General features: G+C 46.9%; 14 protein-coding genes. 2 read left to right on the top strand and 12 right to left on the bottom strand.

Features of this window, described 5'->3' with window-relative positions:
* Positions 1-40: 40 nt before the first annotated feature.
* The 11 genes from gspD to FTT64_RS02075 all read right to left on the bottom strand — a co-directional run bounded on the left by gspD (position 41) and on the right by FTT64_RS02075 (position 10,777).
* Complete coding sequence (gspD, locus tag FTT64_RS02125) at positions 41-2,290, bottom strand: type II secretion system secretin GspD (RefSeq protein WP_180182001.1); 2,250 nt, start codon at positions 2,288-2,290, stop codon at positions 41-43.
* Positions 2,291-2,330: 40 nt separating this feature from the next.
* A complete protein-coding gene (locus FTT64_RS02120) occupies positions 2,331-3,167 on the bottom strand; it encodes a type II secretion system protein N (RefSeq protein ID WP_180182002.1) in 837 nt (278 codons plus the stop codon).
* Positions 3,167-3,907 carry a type II secretion system protein N gene (gspN, locus tag FTT64_RS02115; RefSeq protein ID WP_005181650.1) on the bottom strand — a complete coding sequence of 247 codons (741 nt, stop codon included), beginning with the start codon at positions 3,905-3,907 and terminating at the stop codon, positions 3,167-3,169. The genes FTT64_RS02120 and gspN overlap by 1 nt, the downstream gene beginning before the upstream one ends.
* Positions 3,908-4,070: 163 nt before the next feature.
* Positions 4,071-4,397 (bottom strand): H-NS family nucleoid-associated regulatory protein, encoded by a 327-nt coding sequence (locus tag FTT64_RS02110; RefSeq protein WP_005181647.1) that lies wholly within the window; start codon positions 4,395-4,397, stop codon positions 4,071-4,073.
* Positions 4,398-4,542: 145 nt separating this feature from the next.
* Entirely contained in the window at positions 4,543-4,971 is a 429-nt protein-coding gene (locus tag FTT64_RS02105) for a thioesterase family protein (RefSeq protein ID WP_016659684.1), read from the bottom strand.
* Positions 4,972-4,981: 10 nt separating this feature from the next.
* A complete protein-coding gene (locus tag FTT64_RS02100) occupies positions 4,982-6,175 on the bottom strand; it encodes a heme biosynthesis protein HemY (RefSeq protein ID WP_168382011.1) in 1,194 nt (397 codons plus the stop codon).
* A gap of 2 nt (positions 6,176-6,177) precedes the next feature.
* The gene (locus FTT64_RS02095) at positions 6,178-7,023 is read right to left on the bottom strand and encodes a hypothetical protein (RefSeq protein WP_168398238.1); all 846 of its coding nucleotides are present in this window, start codon (positions 7,021-7,023) and stop codon (positions 6,178-6,180) included.
* Positions 7,020-7,799, bottom strand: coding sequence for a uroporphyrinogen-III synthase (locus tag FTT64_RS02090; protein ID WP_180182003.1), 780 nt, complete (start codon positions 7,797-7,799; stop codon positions 7,020-7,022). The genes FTT64_RS02095 and FTT64_RS02090 overlap by 4 nt, the downstream gene beginning before the upstream one ends.
* Before the next feature lies 1 nt (position 7,800).
* On the bottom strand, positions 7,801-8,718 hold the full coding sequence (gene hemC / locus FTT64_RS02085; protein ID WP_168382019.1) for a hydroxymethylbilane synthase: 918 nt from the start codon (positions 8,716-8,718) through the stop codon (positions 7,801-7,803).
* Between the two features lie 108 nt (positions 8,719-8,826).
* Positions 8,827-9,567, bottom strand: coding sequence for a LytTR family DNA-binding domain-containing protein (locus FTT64_RS02080; RefSeq protein ID WP_005181633.1), 741 nt, complete (start codon positions 9,565-9,567; stop codon positions 8,827-8,829).
* Between the two features lie 55 nt (positions 9,568-9,622).
* Positions 9,623-10,777, bottom strand: a complete 1,155-nt coding sequence (locus FTT64_RS02075; RefSeq protein WP_168382009.1) for a sensor histidine kinase — start codon at positions 10,775-10,777, stop codon at positions 9,623-9,625.
* Here FTT64_RS02075 and argH point away from each other — a divergent pair.
* Both argH and FTT64_RS02065 read left to right on the top strand, forming a co-directional pair.
* Positions 10,768-12,198: an argininosuccinate lyase gene (argH, locus tag FTT64_RS02070; RefSeq protein ID WP_171525375.1), complete on the top strand. Its 1,431-nt coding sequence runs from the start codon at positions 10,768-10,770 to the stop codon at positions 12,196-12,198. The two genes, FTT64_RS02075 and argH, sit on opposite strands and share 10 nt — an antisense overlap.
* 21 nt (positions 12,199-12,219) lie before the next feature.
* Positions 12,220-12,489 carry an oxidative damage protection protein gene (locus tag FTT64_RS02065; protein WP_005181625.1) on the top strand — a complete coding sequence of 90 codons (270 nt, stop codon included), beginning with the start codon at positions 12,220-12,222 and terminating at the stop codon, positions 12,487-12,489.
* A gap of 732 nt (positions 12,490-13,221) precedes the next feature.
* Here FTT64_RS02065 and phoU read toward each other — a convergent pair.
* Positions 13,222-13,944: a phosphate signaling complex protein PhoU gene (phoU, locus tag FTT64_RS02060; RefSeq protein WP_005181619.1), complete on the bottom strand. Its 723-nt coding sequence runs from the start codon at positions 13,942-13,944 to the stop codon at positions 13,222-13,224.
* Between the last annotated feature and the right edge of the window lie 45 nt (positions 13,945-13,989).

The raw sequence follows: 13,989 nt of genomic DNA, 5'->3' as shown, positions 1-13,989 counted from the left end.
CATCATAACATGCTCAAAACCAGATTCCATGTCCGCTCTGTTAAGAGCGCGGTCTTAAGGTAGTCGTGGTGGTGGTATTGGTGGTTTTGTTGACTTGCGGGCTTAAGGTCTGACGCTGCAGCGCCGGCTCTACCGCAACGGGTGTGGTTACTACAGCCGCCCCCGACTGTGCTGCAGGGGTCGCGGATGGCACCTGCTGATAACGGGTTTGATTTAGGGGAGTTTTAGACACTGGCACCCGCTGCTGATAGATATCTTCCACCCGTTCCGGCAGTTTGGCAAAATTACCATCCTGATCTAGTGCCAGTTGCAGGCTATACAGCTGACTATAACGCTGCTGCGAAATCCGGCGGATATCATTCTGATCCCCAACAATGGTTGGGTGAATAAAAATCAGCAGATTACGCTTCTGATTAGACTTGCCATCGGAACGGAATAAACGCCCCAGCCCTGGAATTGCACCTAACCCTGGCACGGCCTGGCGCGAATAGGCAGTGTTATCTGAAATGAGGCCACCCAAAACAATGGTCTGACCATGCTCGGCCAGAATCGAGGTTTTAATCGCTCGTTTGCTGGTGACCAAGTCCTGCGCCTGACCTTTGCTGGATTTGACCCCAGAGACTTCCTGTTCCACTTCCAGACGCACTGTGCCATTTTCGCCAATATGCGGCACCACTTTCAGGGTAACCCCGACGTCTTTACGTTCAATGGTGGTATAGGGATTGACGGTACCATTTCCTGTACTGACCGAACCGGTGACAAACGGCACGTTCTCACCAACCACAATATAGGCTTCTTCATTGTCCATGGTGACAATAGATGGGGTCGACAACAGATTGGATTTGGTGGTTTCTTTTAAGGCTTGAATCAGCGCACCATACAAACGGCGTGAACCATCACTACCTTCTTGATAATCCCCCAGCACCAGTGAGGTACCCGCACCAATCGCACCACCTGCACCCGCTGCACCTCCAGTTAAATAACCAGCGGCAATATTTTTCAGGCTGGAACCCAAGTTATCAAAATTGATCAGGCCAATGCCGCTGCTTAAATCACCCAAGGCCCATTGCACGCCAAGCTGATCGGCATCGGTGCCTTCTACTTCAATAATCGCGGCTTCAATGAGAACCTGTTGACGGCGTGTATCCAGCTGCTGAATCGCAGATTCAATTTCACGCATCAGCTGTGGATCAGCCTTGACCACCAAGGCGTTCTGGCTACTATCGGCAATAATACTGACGCCATTACCATTAAAGCTGGTGATCTGGCTCTGCTGATCAAAACCGTTATTCAAAGTGATGCTTGGCGAGGTACTGCCCGAGCTATTGCTGGACGTGCTGTTACTGCTGTTATTGACCAGATTGCTAACGCTATTATTACTGCTGTTTTTCGTATTGGAAGATGAACTGCTGACCGCCTGCCCCGATACCAGCCCTTGCAGAATTTCCGCCAGGCTTTGCGCACTGGCATATTTTAAGCGAAAGACTTTTAAGCCACCGAGACGGTCGGCCGCCGGCACATCCATCATTTCAATCATCTGACGGATACGCTTGCGGGTGGCGGTATCACCTTTAATGATGATGCGATTGGTCCGGTTATCCGCCACAATTCGCACCCGCGAGCCTTTGAGATCTTTGGCATTACCGGTTGAGCTCATTGACTCCAATAGCCCGATCACTTCTTCGGCCTGACTAGACTGTAGCGAGATGGCTTCAATATCATTTTGGCCGGTGCCATCTAAATTACGGATGATATTTTCCAGCTGATAGATATTGCTGGCCCGGTCCGAAACAATCAGGGCATTGGTGCCGGCCACCGCAGACAGGTGGGCAAATTGCGGCATTAAAGGCCGTAAAGCCGGAATCATGTCATTGGCATTGGTATTTTCCAGCCAGATGACCCGGGTCACAATCTGGTCGCCACGCGCATTCTGGCGCGCATCAAATGGAATTCCGGAGCTTTTGACATTGTTATCTGGCACCAGCTTGATGGTATTGCCCGATGGAATAGCCACTACCCCATTAACATTAAGCACGCCTAGAAACAGGTCATAGACTTCATTGCGGTTCAACGGCTTGTTGGAAATGACCGTAACATTGCCGCGCACCCGCGGATCAACGGCGAAGTTCTTGCCGGTAATATCGGCCACTTCATTAATAAATGCAGTCAGGTCAGCATCACGTAAATTAATTTTCCAGGTTTGTGCATAGCTCGCCGTACTTACCATAGCCACCAGAGGTGCGCCGACCACCAATGCCCAAAGCGGACGCTCATGATTTAATAAAGCCATAATCTACCGTGTTTCCTAACCCTATAAGGTGACAAATCCGTCACTTAAAATTTTGTTGTACCGTGATGACCTGGTCACCACGCTGAACTTCCAGTCTGACCTGACCGTCCTGTCTTGCCTGTTCCAGCAATTGGGCTTCATTTTGCCCTTGTCCGACAGTCTGACCATTTAAGGATAAAATCCGGTCGCCTGGTTGTAATCCCAATCTGTTTCTGAGTGCCGCCGGTGTCCGTGCGGTAATTTCATAACCCTGACCATTGCCACTATTTACACCCATATCCTGTAAATAGCGTTCCCGGTCTTGCTGAATCTTTTGCACCGCCTGACCAATCGCATTTTGCGCGCTTGTTGCCGGTGCCGGATTTCTGTTAGGCGCAGTTGGGGTTTGTGTCGGCACAATCGGCTGATTCAGCCCGTTTTCAATGCCTTTAAACTCTATCTCACGGGTGGCGCCACTGCTATGACGCAAAACCACCCGATCCCAGTACACTTCAGCCAACTGATAGCCACTGCCTTCAATCACATCACCGACGCGATAGCGCTCTGCCACTTCATTGACTTTGAGCACAGCAGAAGAAAACTGGTTGGGATAACCGACCATCACGCCTTGTAATTGAAGGTTCAGATTGTCTTCGGCCTGCGTACGCTGGCTCACTTCATGAAACAAGGCAAAACTGCTGATATTCGGTACGCGCAGCTGCTGCGAACCCAGTTCGACCCGATCCAGTTGCATCGCTTGAGGCGGCGCCAGTAATAGCCAGAACAGACTGGCCAGCTTCCAGCATAAATACAGAATCAGCAGCGCCAGCAATAACGGTGCGACACGATCGGCCTGTTTCAGCTGGATAGCCTGCAGCTGCTCCCAGATTTTCTGCATCAGAAGCCTCCCTTGAACAGAGGCTGGCGGGTACTGATTACATAGGTATCGGCACCAGCCTTGCCTTCATAAGAAGGAACATGCATCAATAAACGCTGGGTCAGCTGCACATCCAGCATCATCTCCTGATCCAGACTCAGGTTTATCATTTTCTGGTCACGTGCATCACGCACATCAATTTTCAGTTTACCGCTTTCATCCGACAGCGTGCCTTTCAGCGTTGGTACGGTCATGCGCTCTTGACGCTGGGCAAACTGATACACCAGCTCCCCGCCGGCCCAGTTCAGCTGGCCTTGTGCCTGGGCAAACCCTTGCTGCTTGTTATAGTTCAGATCGATATTTTGTAATTGAATCGGATTGGTCGGCCATTGCCAGTCGACCAGGGTTTTTAGAGTTTCTGGCGCAACACGGCCATGTACAGCGTTCAGCATGAAGGTCCCAAAACGGTAACCCATCACGCCTTTTAATTCGGTATGACCACTATGGATTTCAACATCGGCTGCCACTTTCAGCAATAACAGGTCTAAAGGACGCGTATTCCAGCTTAAGCTGCCACGCAACTGTCCCTTGTGCCAATCTGCCTGCCCCTGCCAGATGTTACCACTGACATTATGTAAACTCTGATTGTTTTTATAAAACTTTGAAATTAACCAAGCTGCAGGAATCTGTAATAACACAAAAATTAAAAAAGCAATGATGGCGAAAATCCACCACGTGATGTATCTCGGTTTCTTTATCATTCCACCACGACCAACCTATCTAATGCATTCATGAACAAATTGTTATTTTCATGCACACATTATGCACACTTTTTTTACAACACCAACGGATACACATAAAAAAACCAAGCAGTTCTGCTTGGTTTCGACACTCTAGTGCGCTTAGATGACAATCTGATGAAGTTTAGATCAAGAAGTCTTCAAGCTTGGCACCTTTTTCCAGTTCTGCCACTAACCAGCGCGGTTGCTTACCACGACCTGTCCAGGTTTCATTGGCATTGGCTTTATTACGATAACGCGGCTCTACCGATTTACGGACATTCTTTTTGCGTTTAGACGCACCAAACTCAAGAATCTGTTCAATGCTTAAACCCGCATTTTCAGCAATTGCCAAAATCTGATTATATGCATCTTCAACTGCCTGGTCCTTTTTCGATGCAATTAATGCTTCCGCTTCTTCCTGCAAGCGCTTTAATTGTTCTACAGACAAATTACTAATATCGGGCATCATATTTACTCCACAAGTATGCTTTTATATTAATTTACTTCAATTGCATTAATACATCATATTTTTATCTGAATTAAGTTTCAATCATTATTTGAAATGAAAAACAATTATTAACAGAGATAAATAATCTATTTATTCGGGATTAGAATTAATCCAGATAATGCCCCACACTATTTTCCAAAGCCAAAATACGCTGCCGAATCGACTCGGGTAATGGCATTTTCTGCATACTTTCAGAATTCACACAAACCATGATGGCTTCTGCACTCGCGACTACAGCCTGCTGCTGCTCGCTCCATAATAGATAATGCATGCGAAAAGCACTATTTCGGATTTCCTCAACCCGCACACCTATTTTTAAGGTATCCGGATAAAATACCGGACGCATATATTTGCACTGATTTGATGCCACTACCGTCGAAAAGGATTGCTGCATCATTCTGATCTGATCCATATAATGAATGCGGGCACTTTCAATATAGCGGTAATACATCACATTATTGACATGACCAAGCGCATCCATATCGCCCCATGCCACCACTTGTTGATGAATTACTGGATAATCGGTTAATTGCATGCGACTTTACCTAGATTTTAATTTTCATGAAATGACTATTATTTTCAAACACCAGATTTAACTGCTGCTGTAAATGCGGTTGATCTTTTAATGCCGATTTAATTCTTAAATAGTTCATTAAAATATGTTCCGGATATAAATCCAGAAGCTGTGCTGCATCGTCATGACGACCGGTAGCTTCCAATATATGCCATTTGGCAAAACTCAATACCGGTAAAGCAGGATATTGCTGTTCCCACTGATTCAGATAATCTTCAATCTTGAGATAATCCGGTACCGGTTTTAACAGCTGCTGCTGGAACCATAAATAGAACACATCCTGATGAAACTGTTCAGACAGTAAATGCACCGCCAGATGCTCCTGCTGCTCTCCCATATCGCTTAAGCGTACCAGCACTTTTAACCACAGCACTTTAATCGCATACGGCTGGGTAAATATCTGCCCTGACAGATTGCAATAACGCTGTTTTAAATCCTGCAATGCTTCCGGTGTGGCCTGCTCAAAATGCTGCAAGATTTGCTCAAGCCATAACTGCTTGCTGTCCAGCCCTAAATGCCCATATTGGGTCGCACGCAAATATAACCATGGATACTGCAGCGCAAACTCTCCCCACAGTGCGGTTAAGCGCTGTTCATAGGCTTGTTTAACATCTTTGAGCCACGGCGACAGTTGATGGCCATTTAAAAATTCCAGATGAGTCAGGGCTTTTTCCGGTTGCTGCTGCGCCAGATAAATTTCAATACGCTGCAATTCGGCCAGCTCAAAGGCCATGGCATTGCTCTGGTTTAACATCTGCAAAGCCACCGGATAATCCTGCTGCATCAGCGACAGGCGTGAATGAATCACGGCTTTTAATAAACCAGACTGGTTAAATACCTGACGGATAAAGGCATCCTGCTCACGCGCGGCATCCAGCAGCCAGATTACTGCCATTTGCTCATAAGGATGTAAATGCTGGAAATCAAACACCGCTGCCTGCTTACGCTGTTCACGGCTTAAATAACGCTTTAGCATCGCCCAGATCAGCTGCACCACCAGACTGATCAGCATCAATAAAATTAAAAGCACCCAGATATTGGTCTGTAGCTGCCAGTCCCGCCAATACAGATAAACATAGCCCGCGCCATAGCCATAACTGAATACACTGAGCAAGGCCACCAGCACCAACGTGACCAAGACATAGGCCAGAACAATCTGCTTCATGATCATTCATCCAATAAGGTGCGGCTGGTCAGCACCGGAACCGGAATTACGGTCAGGCTCTGAATTTCCGCCAATTCAGCACTTAACTGCTGCGCCCCCCGATCCGGCAGTGGCTGTAACAAATGAAGAATTTCAGTCAGCTCCTGCTGATAATTCAGATATTGGCCTTGTCCTAATAACTGACGTGCCAGTAATAAGCGCAGCTGCGCTTCTTTTAACAGCAATTGACGCTGACTAAGTACAGTCGCTGGCTGCTCGGCGGCTTCCAGTTTCAACCACTTATGCCAGAAGGCCGGATTGGCCTCTTGCGCCGGCTGCAGTTGTGGCTGCTGGATTTCCTGACGCAACAGCTGATCCAGCTGCTGTAGAGCCTGAGTGACCTGCTGCTGCTGGGCACTGCGCTGTGCCGCAAATTGCTGGATCAGCTGCCGGTCTTTGCTCAGGGTTTGATGCAGGCTTTCGGCCAAGGCCGGTGACAAAGCCCACTGATTCAGCTGAACATCCAGTACTGCCAACTTTTCCAGTGCATACGGATATTGCGCCTGCTTTAAGGCAAACTCGATCAGTTCCAGCTGCTGTTGAAGCATCTGCTGCGGCGTGATCGTGGTCTGGCTGATCTGCACTGTAGTATTAGTTGCAGGCGCACTTGAAGATGCTGACGGTGAAGGATTGCTACTCTGGCGCTGCAAAGCCACTAGCTGGTCATTGAGATTGGCGCGGCTTTTTTCCGCCTGATGCATACTCTGAGACAATTCGGACTGCTGCGCCGTTATTTTAAATACGTCATAGCTCAGCTTTAACATCCAGGCCAAGCCGATGATCAATAATAAAATAAGTAGCTTCTTCATGCGTGTCCTGATTTAAGCTCAATCTGCTGCAGTATTGTTTCTGTTTTTAAATTCGTCAACTTGATCAGTTGAAAACGGGTGTGATGCTGTTGTTGATAATCCATCAACAGCGCTTCCAGGCGGTCACCCAACACCAGATAACGTCCCCGGTTCAATAATTCTTTTTGCGCTTGACTCAGCCGCAACCAGTTTAACCAGCTGGCCTCACTGCTAATCAGCATCCAATAGTCCCGGTGCTGCTGCAGTTGTGGCAATAGCGCGGGCATCTGCTGAATGGACGCGGCCGGACACTGACGCTGATATAAAATAAAATTCAGAATCTGCATTCCGGCCTGTTGCAGGCTGTCCATCATAAACTGACGACCGCCTTCACCGCGCCAGAAGGCAATACATGAACCGGCCGCCAGGGATTTTAATAAAGGCAGTTCCAGCATCCCTTCCGAGGTTTCAACCTCCGGCACGGCGCTCGAAATTCCGTATTCTGCCAGTACCTGCGCCGTTTTTTCACCAACCGCAATCCACTGTAAATGTTGTAATTGATCGAGATGAATACAGCTTTGCGCCAGATACTCCATCCCGATGTGTACCGCGGTCGGGCTGACCACCACAATCCGCTGCGCCTGCAGTAATTGCTGGTACAGCTGTGCCAATGCATCGGACCAGGGACAGGCCTGTAATTCCAGCAGAGGCAGCTCAATCACCGACCAGGCCTGTTGCCTTAAAGCCTGTGACAAGGTACAGGCACGATCGGCCGGGCGGGTATTAATAAACAGCATCTTAATATAAGGCTTTTAGCAGCTCACCTGCCCCTTGTGCCAACAGGTTCTGTGCCAGTTGTTCACCCAGCTGTTCGGCCTGCTCGGGTGCGGCACTGAGCTGTGCGCTTAACAAGGTCTGGCCATCGACACTGCCCACCCGGCCTTCCATCGACAGCTGGCCATCTTTTAAAGTGGCATAACCGGCAATCGGCACCTGACAGCCACCTTCCAGATAAGCATTAAACGCACGTTCTGCGCGTACACAGACATTGGTTTCATCATCCATCAACGGCAAAATCAGCTCGAGTACGGCCTGATCATTAGTCCGGCATTCCAGCCCCAAAGCGCCCTGACCCACGGCCGGCAAACTCACTTCAGGCGCGAGCGTATGACTAATCCGCTCACTAAGGCCCAAACGCTTCAGGCCGGCACTGGCCAGAATAATCGCATCATATTGACCTGCATCCAGCTTGGACAGACGGGTACCAACGTTACCGCGCAAATCAATAATCTCCAGGTCAGGGCGTGCTTTTAAAATCTGGCATTTACGGCGCAAACTGGACGTTCCGACTTTGGCACCCTGCGGCAAGTCCTGAAAGCTGGCATAAGTATTGGACACAAAGGCATCCAGCGGATCTTCACGCTCGCAAATCACCGCCAGGCTTAAGCCTTCTGGTAGCGCCATTGGCACATCTTTCATGGAATGCACAGCAAGGTCAGCACGACCATCTAGCAAAGCTGCTTCTAATTCTTTGACAAACAGTCCCTTGCCCCCAATTTTGGCTAAGGGGGTATCGAGAATTTTATCACCCTGGGTCACAAAGGTAACCAACTCCACGTTTAGACCGGCATGCAAGGCTTCTAAACGCGCACGAATGTGTTCCGCCTGCCATAATGCCAGCGGGCTTTGTCGAGTTGCAATTTTCAGGGTGTTCATCATGTCAGTGAAAGCAAATAAAAGGATTCCCTTAAACTTAACCTGATCGCTTGAAAATGCAAGTCAATTTGCACCCTGAGATGGCGAAAAAACCATTTCAACCGGTGCTTACAGTTTCTGAATACGTTCTCTTAAGGTCGGTAAATGACGACGGCTTACCGCCAGACGTTCTTCCAGCTCACGACAACGCACCTGATATTGACCGGTATTAATCACTTCCAGTCCTTCAAGATAATGAATCGAGACCAGTGCATTGCGATGAATCCGAATAAACTGATCGGCAAATTCATGCTCCAGGTCTTTTAAGGTTTCGTCAATCAGCACGCTGCCATTTTTATGGCGCACGGTGACATATTTTTGATCTGCTAAAAAATAATAAATATTTTCTACAGGCACCAGTTCAACACCACGATAAGTTTTCGCCGTGATCTGGTGGCGTTTTATATTCAATTCTTCCATATTTTCTTTTTGTTTTATGTGACTCAGCTGGGCTTGCGTGAGTTTGGTTAAGTGATCTAAAACCTGCTGCAATTCCTGTTGCATGACCGGTTTTAACAAATACCCTTCTGCCTGCGATTTAAATGCATCAAGTGCATGCTCATCATAGGCGGTACAAAAGACAATTGCCGGCATGGGGTCAAGCTCGCGCAAATGCTGGGCGCAGCTTAGTCCATCCATTTCTGGCATCTGAATATCTAATAACACGACATCTGGCTGATGTTCATCTGCTAGCTCAATGGCCTGCTCACCATGACTGGCGGTTGCCACCACCTGATGTCCAAGTTGAGTCACCAAGCGGGCCAAACGCTCAGTTGCAAGAGGTTCATCATCACAGATCAGAACATCCATTTATCCCTCCTTTACGTTAAATCATTTATTTTTATAGCTTAACGTGAATTTTTTTTTATTTATATGGATACTGTACCACGGTGGTATACATGCCCTCCCCTGCATACGTTTGAAAGACCACCTTTCTTCCATAAAAGGCGCGTAGACGCTGTTGCACATTTTGAATTGCAATACCATGTCCTTGTCGTAAATTCATTTTAGCGTTTACGTAAGGGTTTGTAATGACGATATTGACTTGATTTTCCAAAATTTCTACCAATACGCTAATGGTACTCGGTCTGGATATTTTTTCAACACCATGAAAAATACTATTTTCCAGTAAAGGTTGTAAAGTTAATAAGGGAATTTGTACCTGACTGAGCAGTTGCGGCTGTTCAATTTTCCATTCCACCTGCAAGCGTTCACCCAGACGAATCTGCTCAATCTCCAGATAACGCTGGCATAATTCAACTTCTTCCTGCAGCTTGACCAGCTTGACTTCCTGTAAACTGGCACGAAACAGACGTGACAGATTGAGCAGCATCTGCTCGGCTTTTTCAGGATCAATCGCAATCAGGCTAATGACATTATTTAAACTGTTGAATAAAAAATGCGGATGGATACGCGCTTGCAAGGCATGCACCTTGGCCTTTAGAGCACTTTGCTCGCGCAGATAATTCTGTTCGCGCAAATATAAATAGCGAAAACAGAATGCTCCCAGCAAGATGCCATAACTTAAATGCAAATCCAGCCCGGCCCCCAGCTCGGCTGCAGTCAAGTCACGCAGATGAAAATTCTGGCCAAAATGCGTCAGCAGATTCAGGCTTAAAGTAGTCACCAGTACAATCAGCTGCAGCAATAAAAAACCAAAACCGAGCGAAAAGCCCAGACTCATCCGACCCAAACGTCTTTGAAAATATTCAATAAAGGCAGTAAAGGCCAGTAACACCCAGTTAATGTACAGCACATATTGCAGCAGTCGTGAACCGGTTAATGCCTGCCAGCCTTGCGCTTCAGCCAGTGCCAGCACCATGGCCAATACATTGCTGGCAATAAATAATTCAATTAGATGTTGCCAACGCCCTATTTTCGTAAAAAAATAACTGTAATTTTTTTCATCAGCCGTATCTGCAAAAGATGATCTCACCTGCCCTTCGGCAAGTGATTCCGAATTTGTTATACTCGTTTTCAAATTATTGCTTTTTATTCTATTGAGCCGACATGACCACATCTTCTAATTCCTCAAATCCGTCACAAACCCAGACTTCGGGTATGTGGGGCGGTCGTTTCTCTGAAGCTACTGACGCATTTGTTGCTGAATTTACAGCATCTGTCCAATTTGACCAACGCTTTTATAAACAAGATATTGCCGGTTCCATCGCCCATGCGACCATGTTGGCCAAAGTCGGCGTGCTGACTGCACAGGAACGGGACGACATCATCAACGGCTTAAACACCATTAAAGTCGAAATTGAAGCGGGTCAATTTGAATGGCGTATTGACCTTGAAGATGTGCACATGAACATCGAATCACGCCTGACCCAGCGCATTGGCATTACCGGTAAAAAACTGCATACCGGTCGTAGCCGTAACGACCAGGTGGCGACCGATATCCGTCTGTATGTGCGTGATGAAATTGATGCCATTTTAGAATTATTGAAAAAACTACAAACCGGTATTCTAAGCCTGGCGGCAAAGAACACTGACACGATTATGCCGGGCTTCACCCATTTACAAACTGCTCAGCCTGTGACTTTTGGTCACCACCTTATGGCCTGGTTTGAAATGCTGGTGCGTGACTCTGAGCGCTTAATTGACTGCCGTAAACGTGTGAACCGTATGCCACTCGGTTCTGCTGCTCTGGCAGGCACCACCTACCCAATCGACCGCGCCTATACCGCAGAATTACTGGGCTTTGATGCCGTGGCTGAAAACTCTTTAGATGCAGTATCTGACCGTGATTTCGGGATTGAATTTAACGCTGCGGCATCGTTAATCATGATGCACCTGTCACGTATGTCGGAAGAACTGATTCTGTGGACCTCAGCCCAGTTTAAATTTGTGAATATTCCTGACCGTTTCTGTACCGGTTCATCGATCATGCCGCAAAAGAAAAACCCGGATGTCCCTGAACTGGTTCGCGGTAAAACCGGCCGTGTTTATGGTGATTTAATGAGCCTGTTGACTCTGATGAAAGGTCAACCACTGGCCTATAACAAAGACAACCAGGAAGACAAAGAGCCTCTGTTTGATGCAATTGATACTGTACGTGGTTCACTGATGGCGTTTGCTGACATGATTCCGGCATTGGTGCCTAACATTGCAGAAATGCGTGAAGCGGCGCTGCGTGGTTTCTCTACTGCAACCGACCTTGCGGATTACCTGGTGAAAAATGGCGTTGCTTTCCGTGATGCCCATGAAATTGTTGGTAAAGCGGTCGCACTGGGCGTACAGGAAGGCAAAGACCTGTCTGAACTGACCCTGGAACAGCTGCAGCAGTTCTCTGACCTGATTCAGGCCGATGTATTTGAAAAAGCCCTGACTCTGGAAGCTTCAGTGAATGCACGTAACCATATTGGGGGGACTGCTCCGGCACAAGTCGCTGCTGCGATTGAACGCGCCCACGCCCGTTTAGAGCAACTTTACGCTTAATCTTAAATTCGGAGTATGGATATGTCTCGACAAGTATTTTGCCGTAAGTATCAACAAGAAATGGAAGGCTTGGACTTTGCCCCGTTCCCGGGTGCCAAAGGTCAGGAATTATTTGATACCGTGTCTAAACAGGCCTGGAACGAATGGCTGAAACATCAGACCACGCTGATCAATGAAAAGCGTTTAAATGTGTTTGAAGCAGATGCGAAAAAGTTTCTGGAAGAACAGCGCGAAAAATTCTTCAATAATGACGAAACCTTAGAAAAAGCCGAAGGGCTAAAGCCTGAGTAAAACTTAAAGCGCTGCTTTAAGTTTTACGCAAGACAAGGACGAAGTCCGCGTAGGCTTTCATGCAAAAAGAATCTCCATTTTTTGGGGATTCTTTTTTATGCACGGTTGTAAAAATTACGTAAGACAAGCGAAGCGCGTAGGCTTAAATTTGAAAGGCTCCAGAAATGGAGCTTTTCTTTTACTCTATCCAAACCCAAGATCAACCACTGCACATAGGGTTTTATCTCGGAAGATGCTTTTAGCCTTTAATCCAAAAAAATTTCATCGATAAAAAATGAATTCCTCTTCATTCACCCATTTCAGGCTTGGCACAGAAAAAGTAGATGAACTTTGTTGTTTTCCAGCCGCAAGCTCCCTGTTTATAGTGAGCTTAAGGTGATTGGTTTTTATTGAATTGACAGGTATATCTGGACAACTATAAAGTTTTACTTCACCAAAATCAGGGGTTTATAATTTAGATTAAAATTAACCTATTTAACCGATTGGTATTGTAACTGGCCGATACATTTGTTTATAAAACTCAACATTAGACTACAATAAGCTTAAAGATTTCCGCGCATCATCTTCCTATAATAACAATCAAGGAGATGGAAGCATCTCTTATAATAGATATAAATGTCCCCGATTTCGATCTCAGATTTCCCCCAAAATCTGGGATTTTTTTTATCCATTTTATGCGTAATCCATAAAAAAAAGCCTGAAATTATTTCAGGCTGTTTCTGGTATTCAAACTTAGCGTTCTTGAACTTTCTGTTCAATTTCTTCCATGCTGGTATGACGCACATCCAGACCTTTGACCATATAAATCACTTGCTCGGAAATATTACGCGCATGGTCACCAATCCGCTCTAGGGAACGCAGTACCCACATTACATTGATGACGCGGGAAATATGACGTGGATCTTCAATCATATAGGTCATTAAAGTCCGGGTGGCCGACTGGTATTCACGGTCGATATCGGCATCGGCCAGCAGTACACGTAAAGCCTGATCGACATCCAAACGGGCAAAAGCATCCAGCGCATCATGAATCATGACTCGCACCTGGTTACCAATATGACGGGTCTCCATATAACCGCGCGGCGAGCCCCCTTCTTCACATAGGCTTTGTGCAATCCGGGCAATTTTGGCCGCTTCATCGCCAATACGTTCCAGGTCGGTATTGGCCTTGCTCATGGCAATCACCATGCGCAGGTCAATTGCAGCGGGATGACGGCGTGCCAAAATCAGGGTTAATGCTTCATCAATTTCAGTTTCCAGACGGTTCACTGCATTGTCCTGAAATTGCACCTCTATTGCCATCGCGGCATCTGTGTCCAGCAATGCATGAATCGCATTGGCCACCTGCTGCTCTACCAAGCCACCCATGGTCATGAATTTTGTATTGACATCCTGTAGATCTTCATTAAATTGAGAAGAAATATGGTGATTTAACACAGGATTATTTGGACTCAAGAGATGTACTCCAATGCAATAATAACGGACTTATTTGATCATTGA

It is taken from the genome of Acinetobacter sp. Q186-3 (genome assembly GCF_013420655.1).
GTDB classification, from domain to species: Bacteria; Pseudomonadota; Gammaproteobacteria; order Pseudomonadales; family Moraxellaceae; genus Acinetobacter; species Acinetobacter indicus.
This window is presented reverse-complemented; position numbering and strand designations above follow the sequence as displayed.

Coding starts and splice junctions, on each gene's coding strand:
- gspD (WP_180182001.1), bottom strand. CDS start 2,290: ATGGCTTTATTAAATCATGAGCGTCCGCTTTGGGCATTGGTGGTCGGC.
- FTT64_RS02120 (WP_180182002.1), bottom strand. CDS start 3,167: ATGCAGAAAATCTGGGAGCAGCTGCAGGCTATCCAGCTGAAACAGGCC.
- gspN (WP_005181650.1), bottom strand. CDS start 3,907: ATGATAAAGAAACCGAGATACATCACGTGGTGGATTTTCGCCATCATT.
- FTT64_RS02110 (WP_005181647.1), bottom strand. CDS start 4,397: ATGATGCCCGATATTAGTAATTTGTCTGTAGAACAATTAAAGCGCTTG.
- FTT64_RS02105 (WP_016659684.1), bottom strand. CDS start 4,971: ATGCAATTAACCGATTATCCAGTAATTCATCAACAAGTGGTGGCATGG.
- FTT64_RS02100 (WP_168382011.1), bottom strand. CDS start 6,175: ATGAAGCAGATTGTTCTGGCCTATGTCTTGGTCACGTTGGTGCTGGTG.
- FTT64_RS02095 (WP_168398238.1), bottom strand. CDS start 7,023: ATGAAGAAGCTACTTATTTTATTATTGATCATCGGCTTGGCCTGGATG.
- FTT64_RS02090 (WP_180182003.1), bottom strand. CDS start 7,799: ATGCTGTTTATTAATACCCGCCCGGCCGATCGTGCCTGTACCTTGTCA.
- hemC (WP_168382019.1), bottom strand. CDS start 8,718: ATGAACACCCTGAAAATTGCAACTCGACAAAGCCCGCTGGCATTATGG.
- FTT64_RS02080 (WP_005181633.1), bottom strand. CDS start 9,567: ATGGATGTTCTGATCTGTGATGATGAACCTCTTGCAACTGAGCGTTTG.
- argH (WP_171525375.1), top strand. CDS start 10,768: ATGACCACATCTTCTAATTCCTCAAATCCGTCACAAACCCAGACTTCG.
- FTT64_RS02075 (WP_168382009.1), bottom strand. CDS start 10,777: ATGTGGTCATGTCGGCTCAATAGAATAAAAAGCAATAATTTGAAAACG.
- FTT64_RS02065 (WP_005181625.1), top strand. CDS start 12,220: ATGTCTCGACAAGTATTTTGCCGTAAGTATCAACAAGAAATGGAAGGC.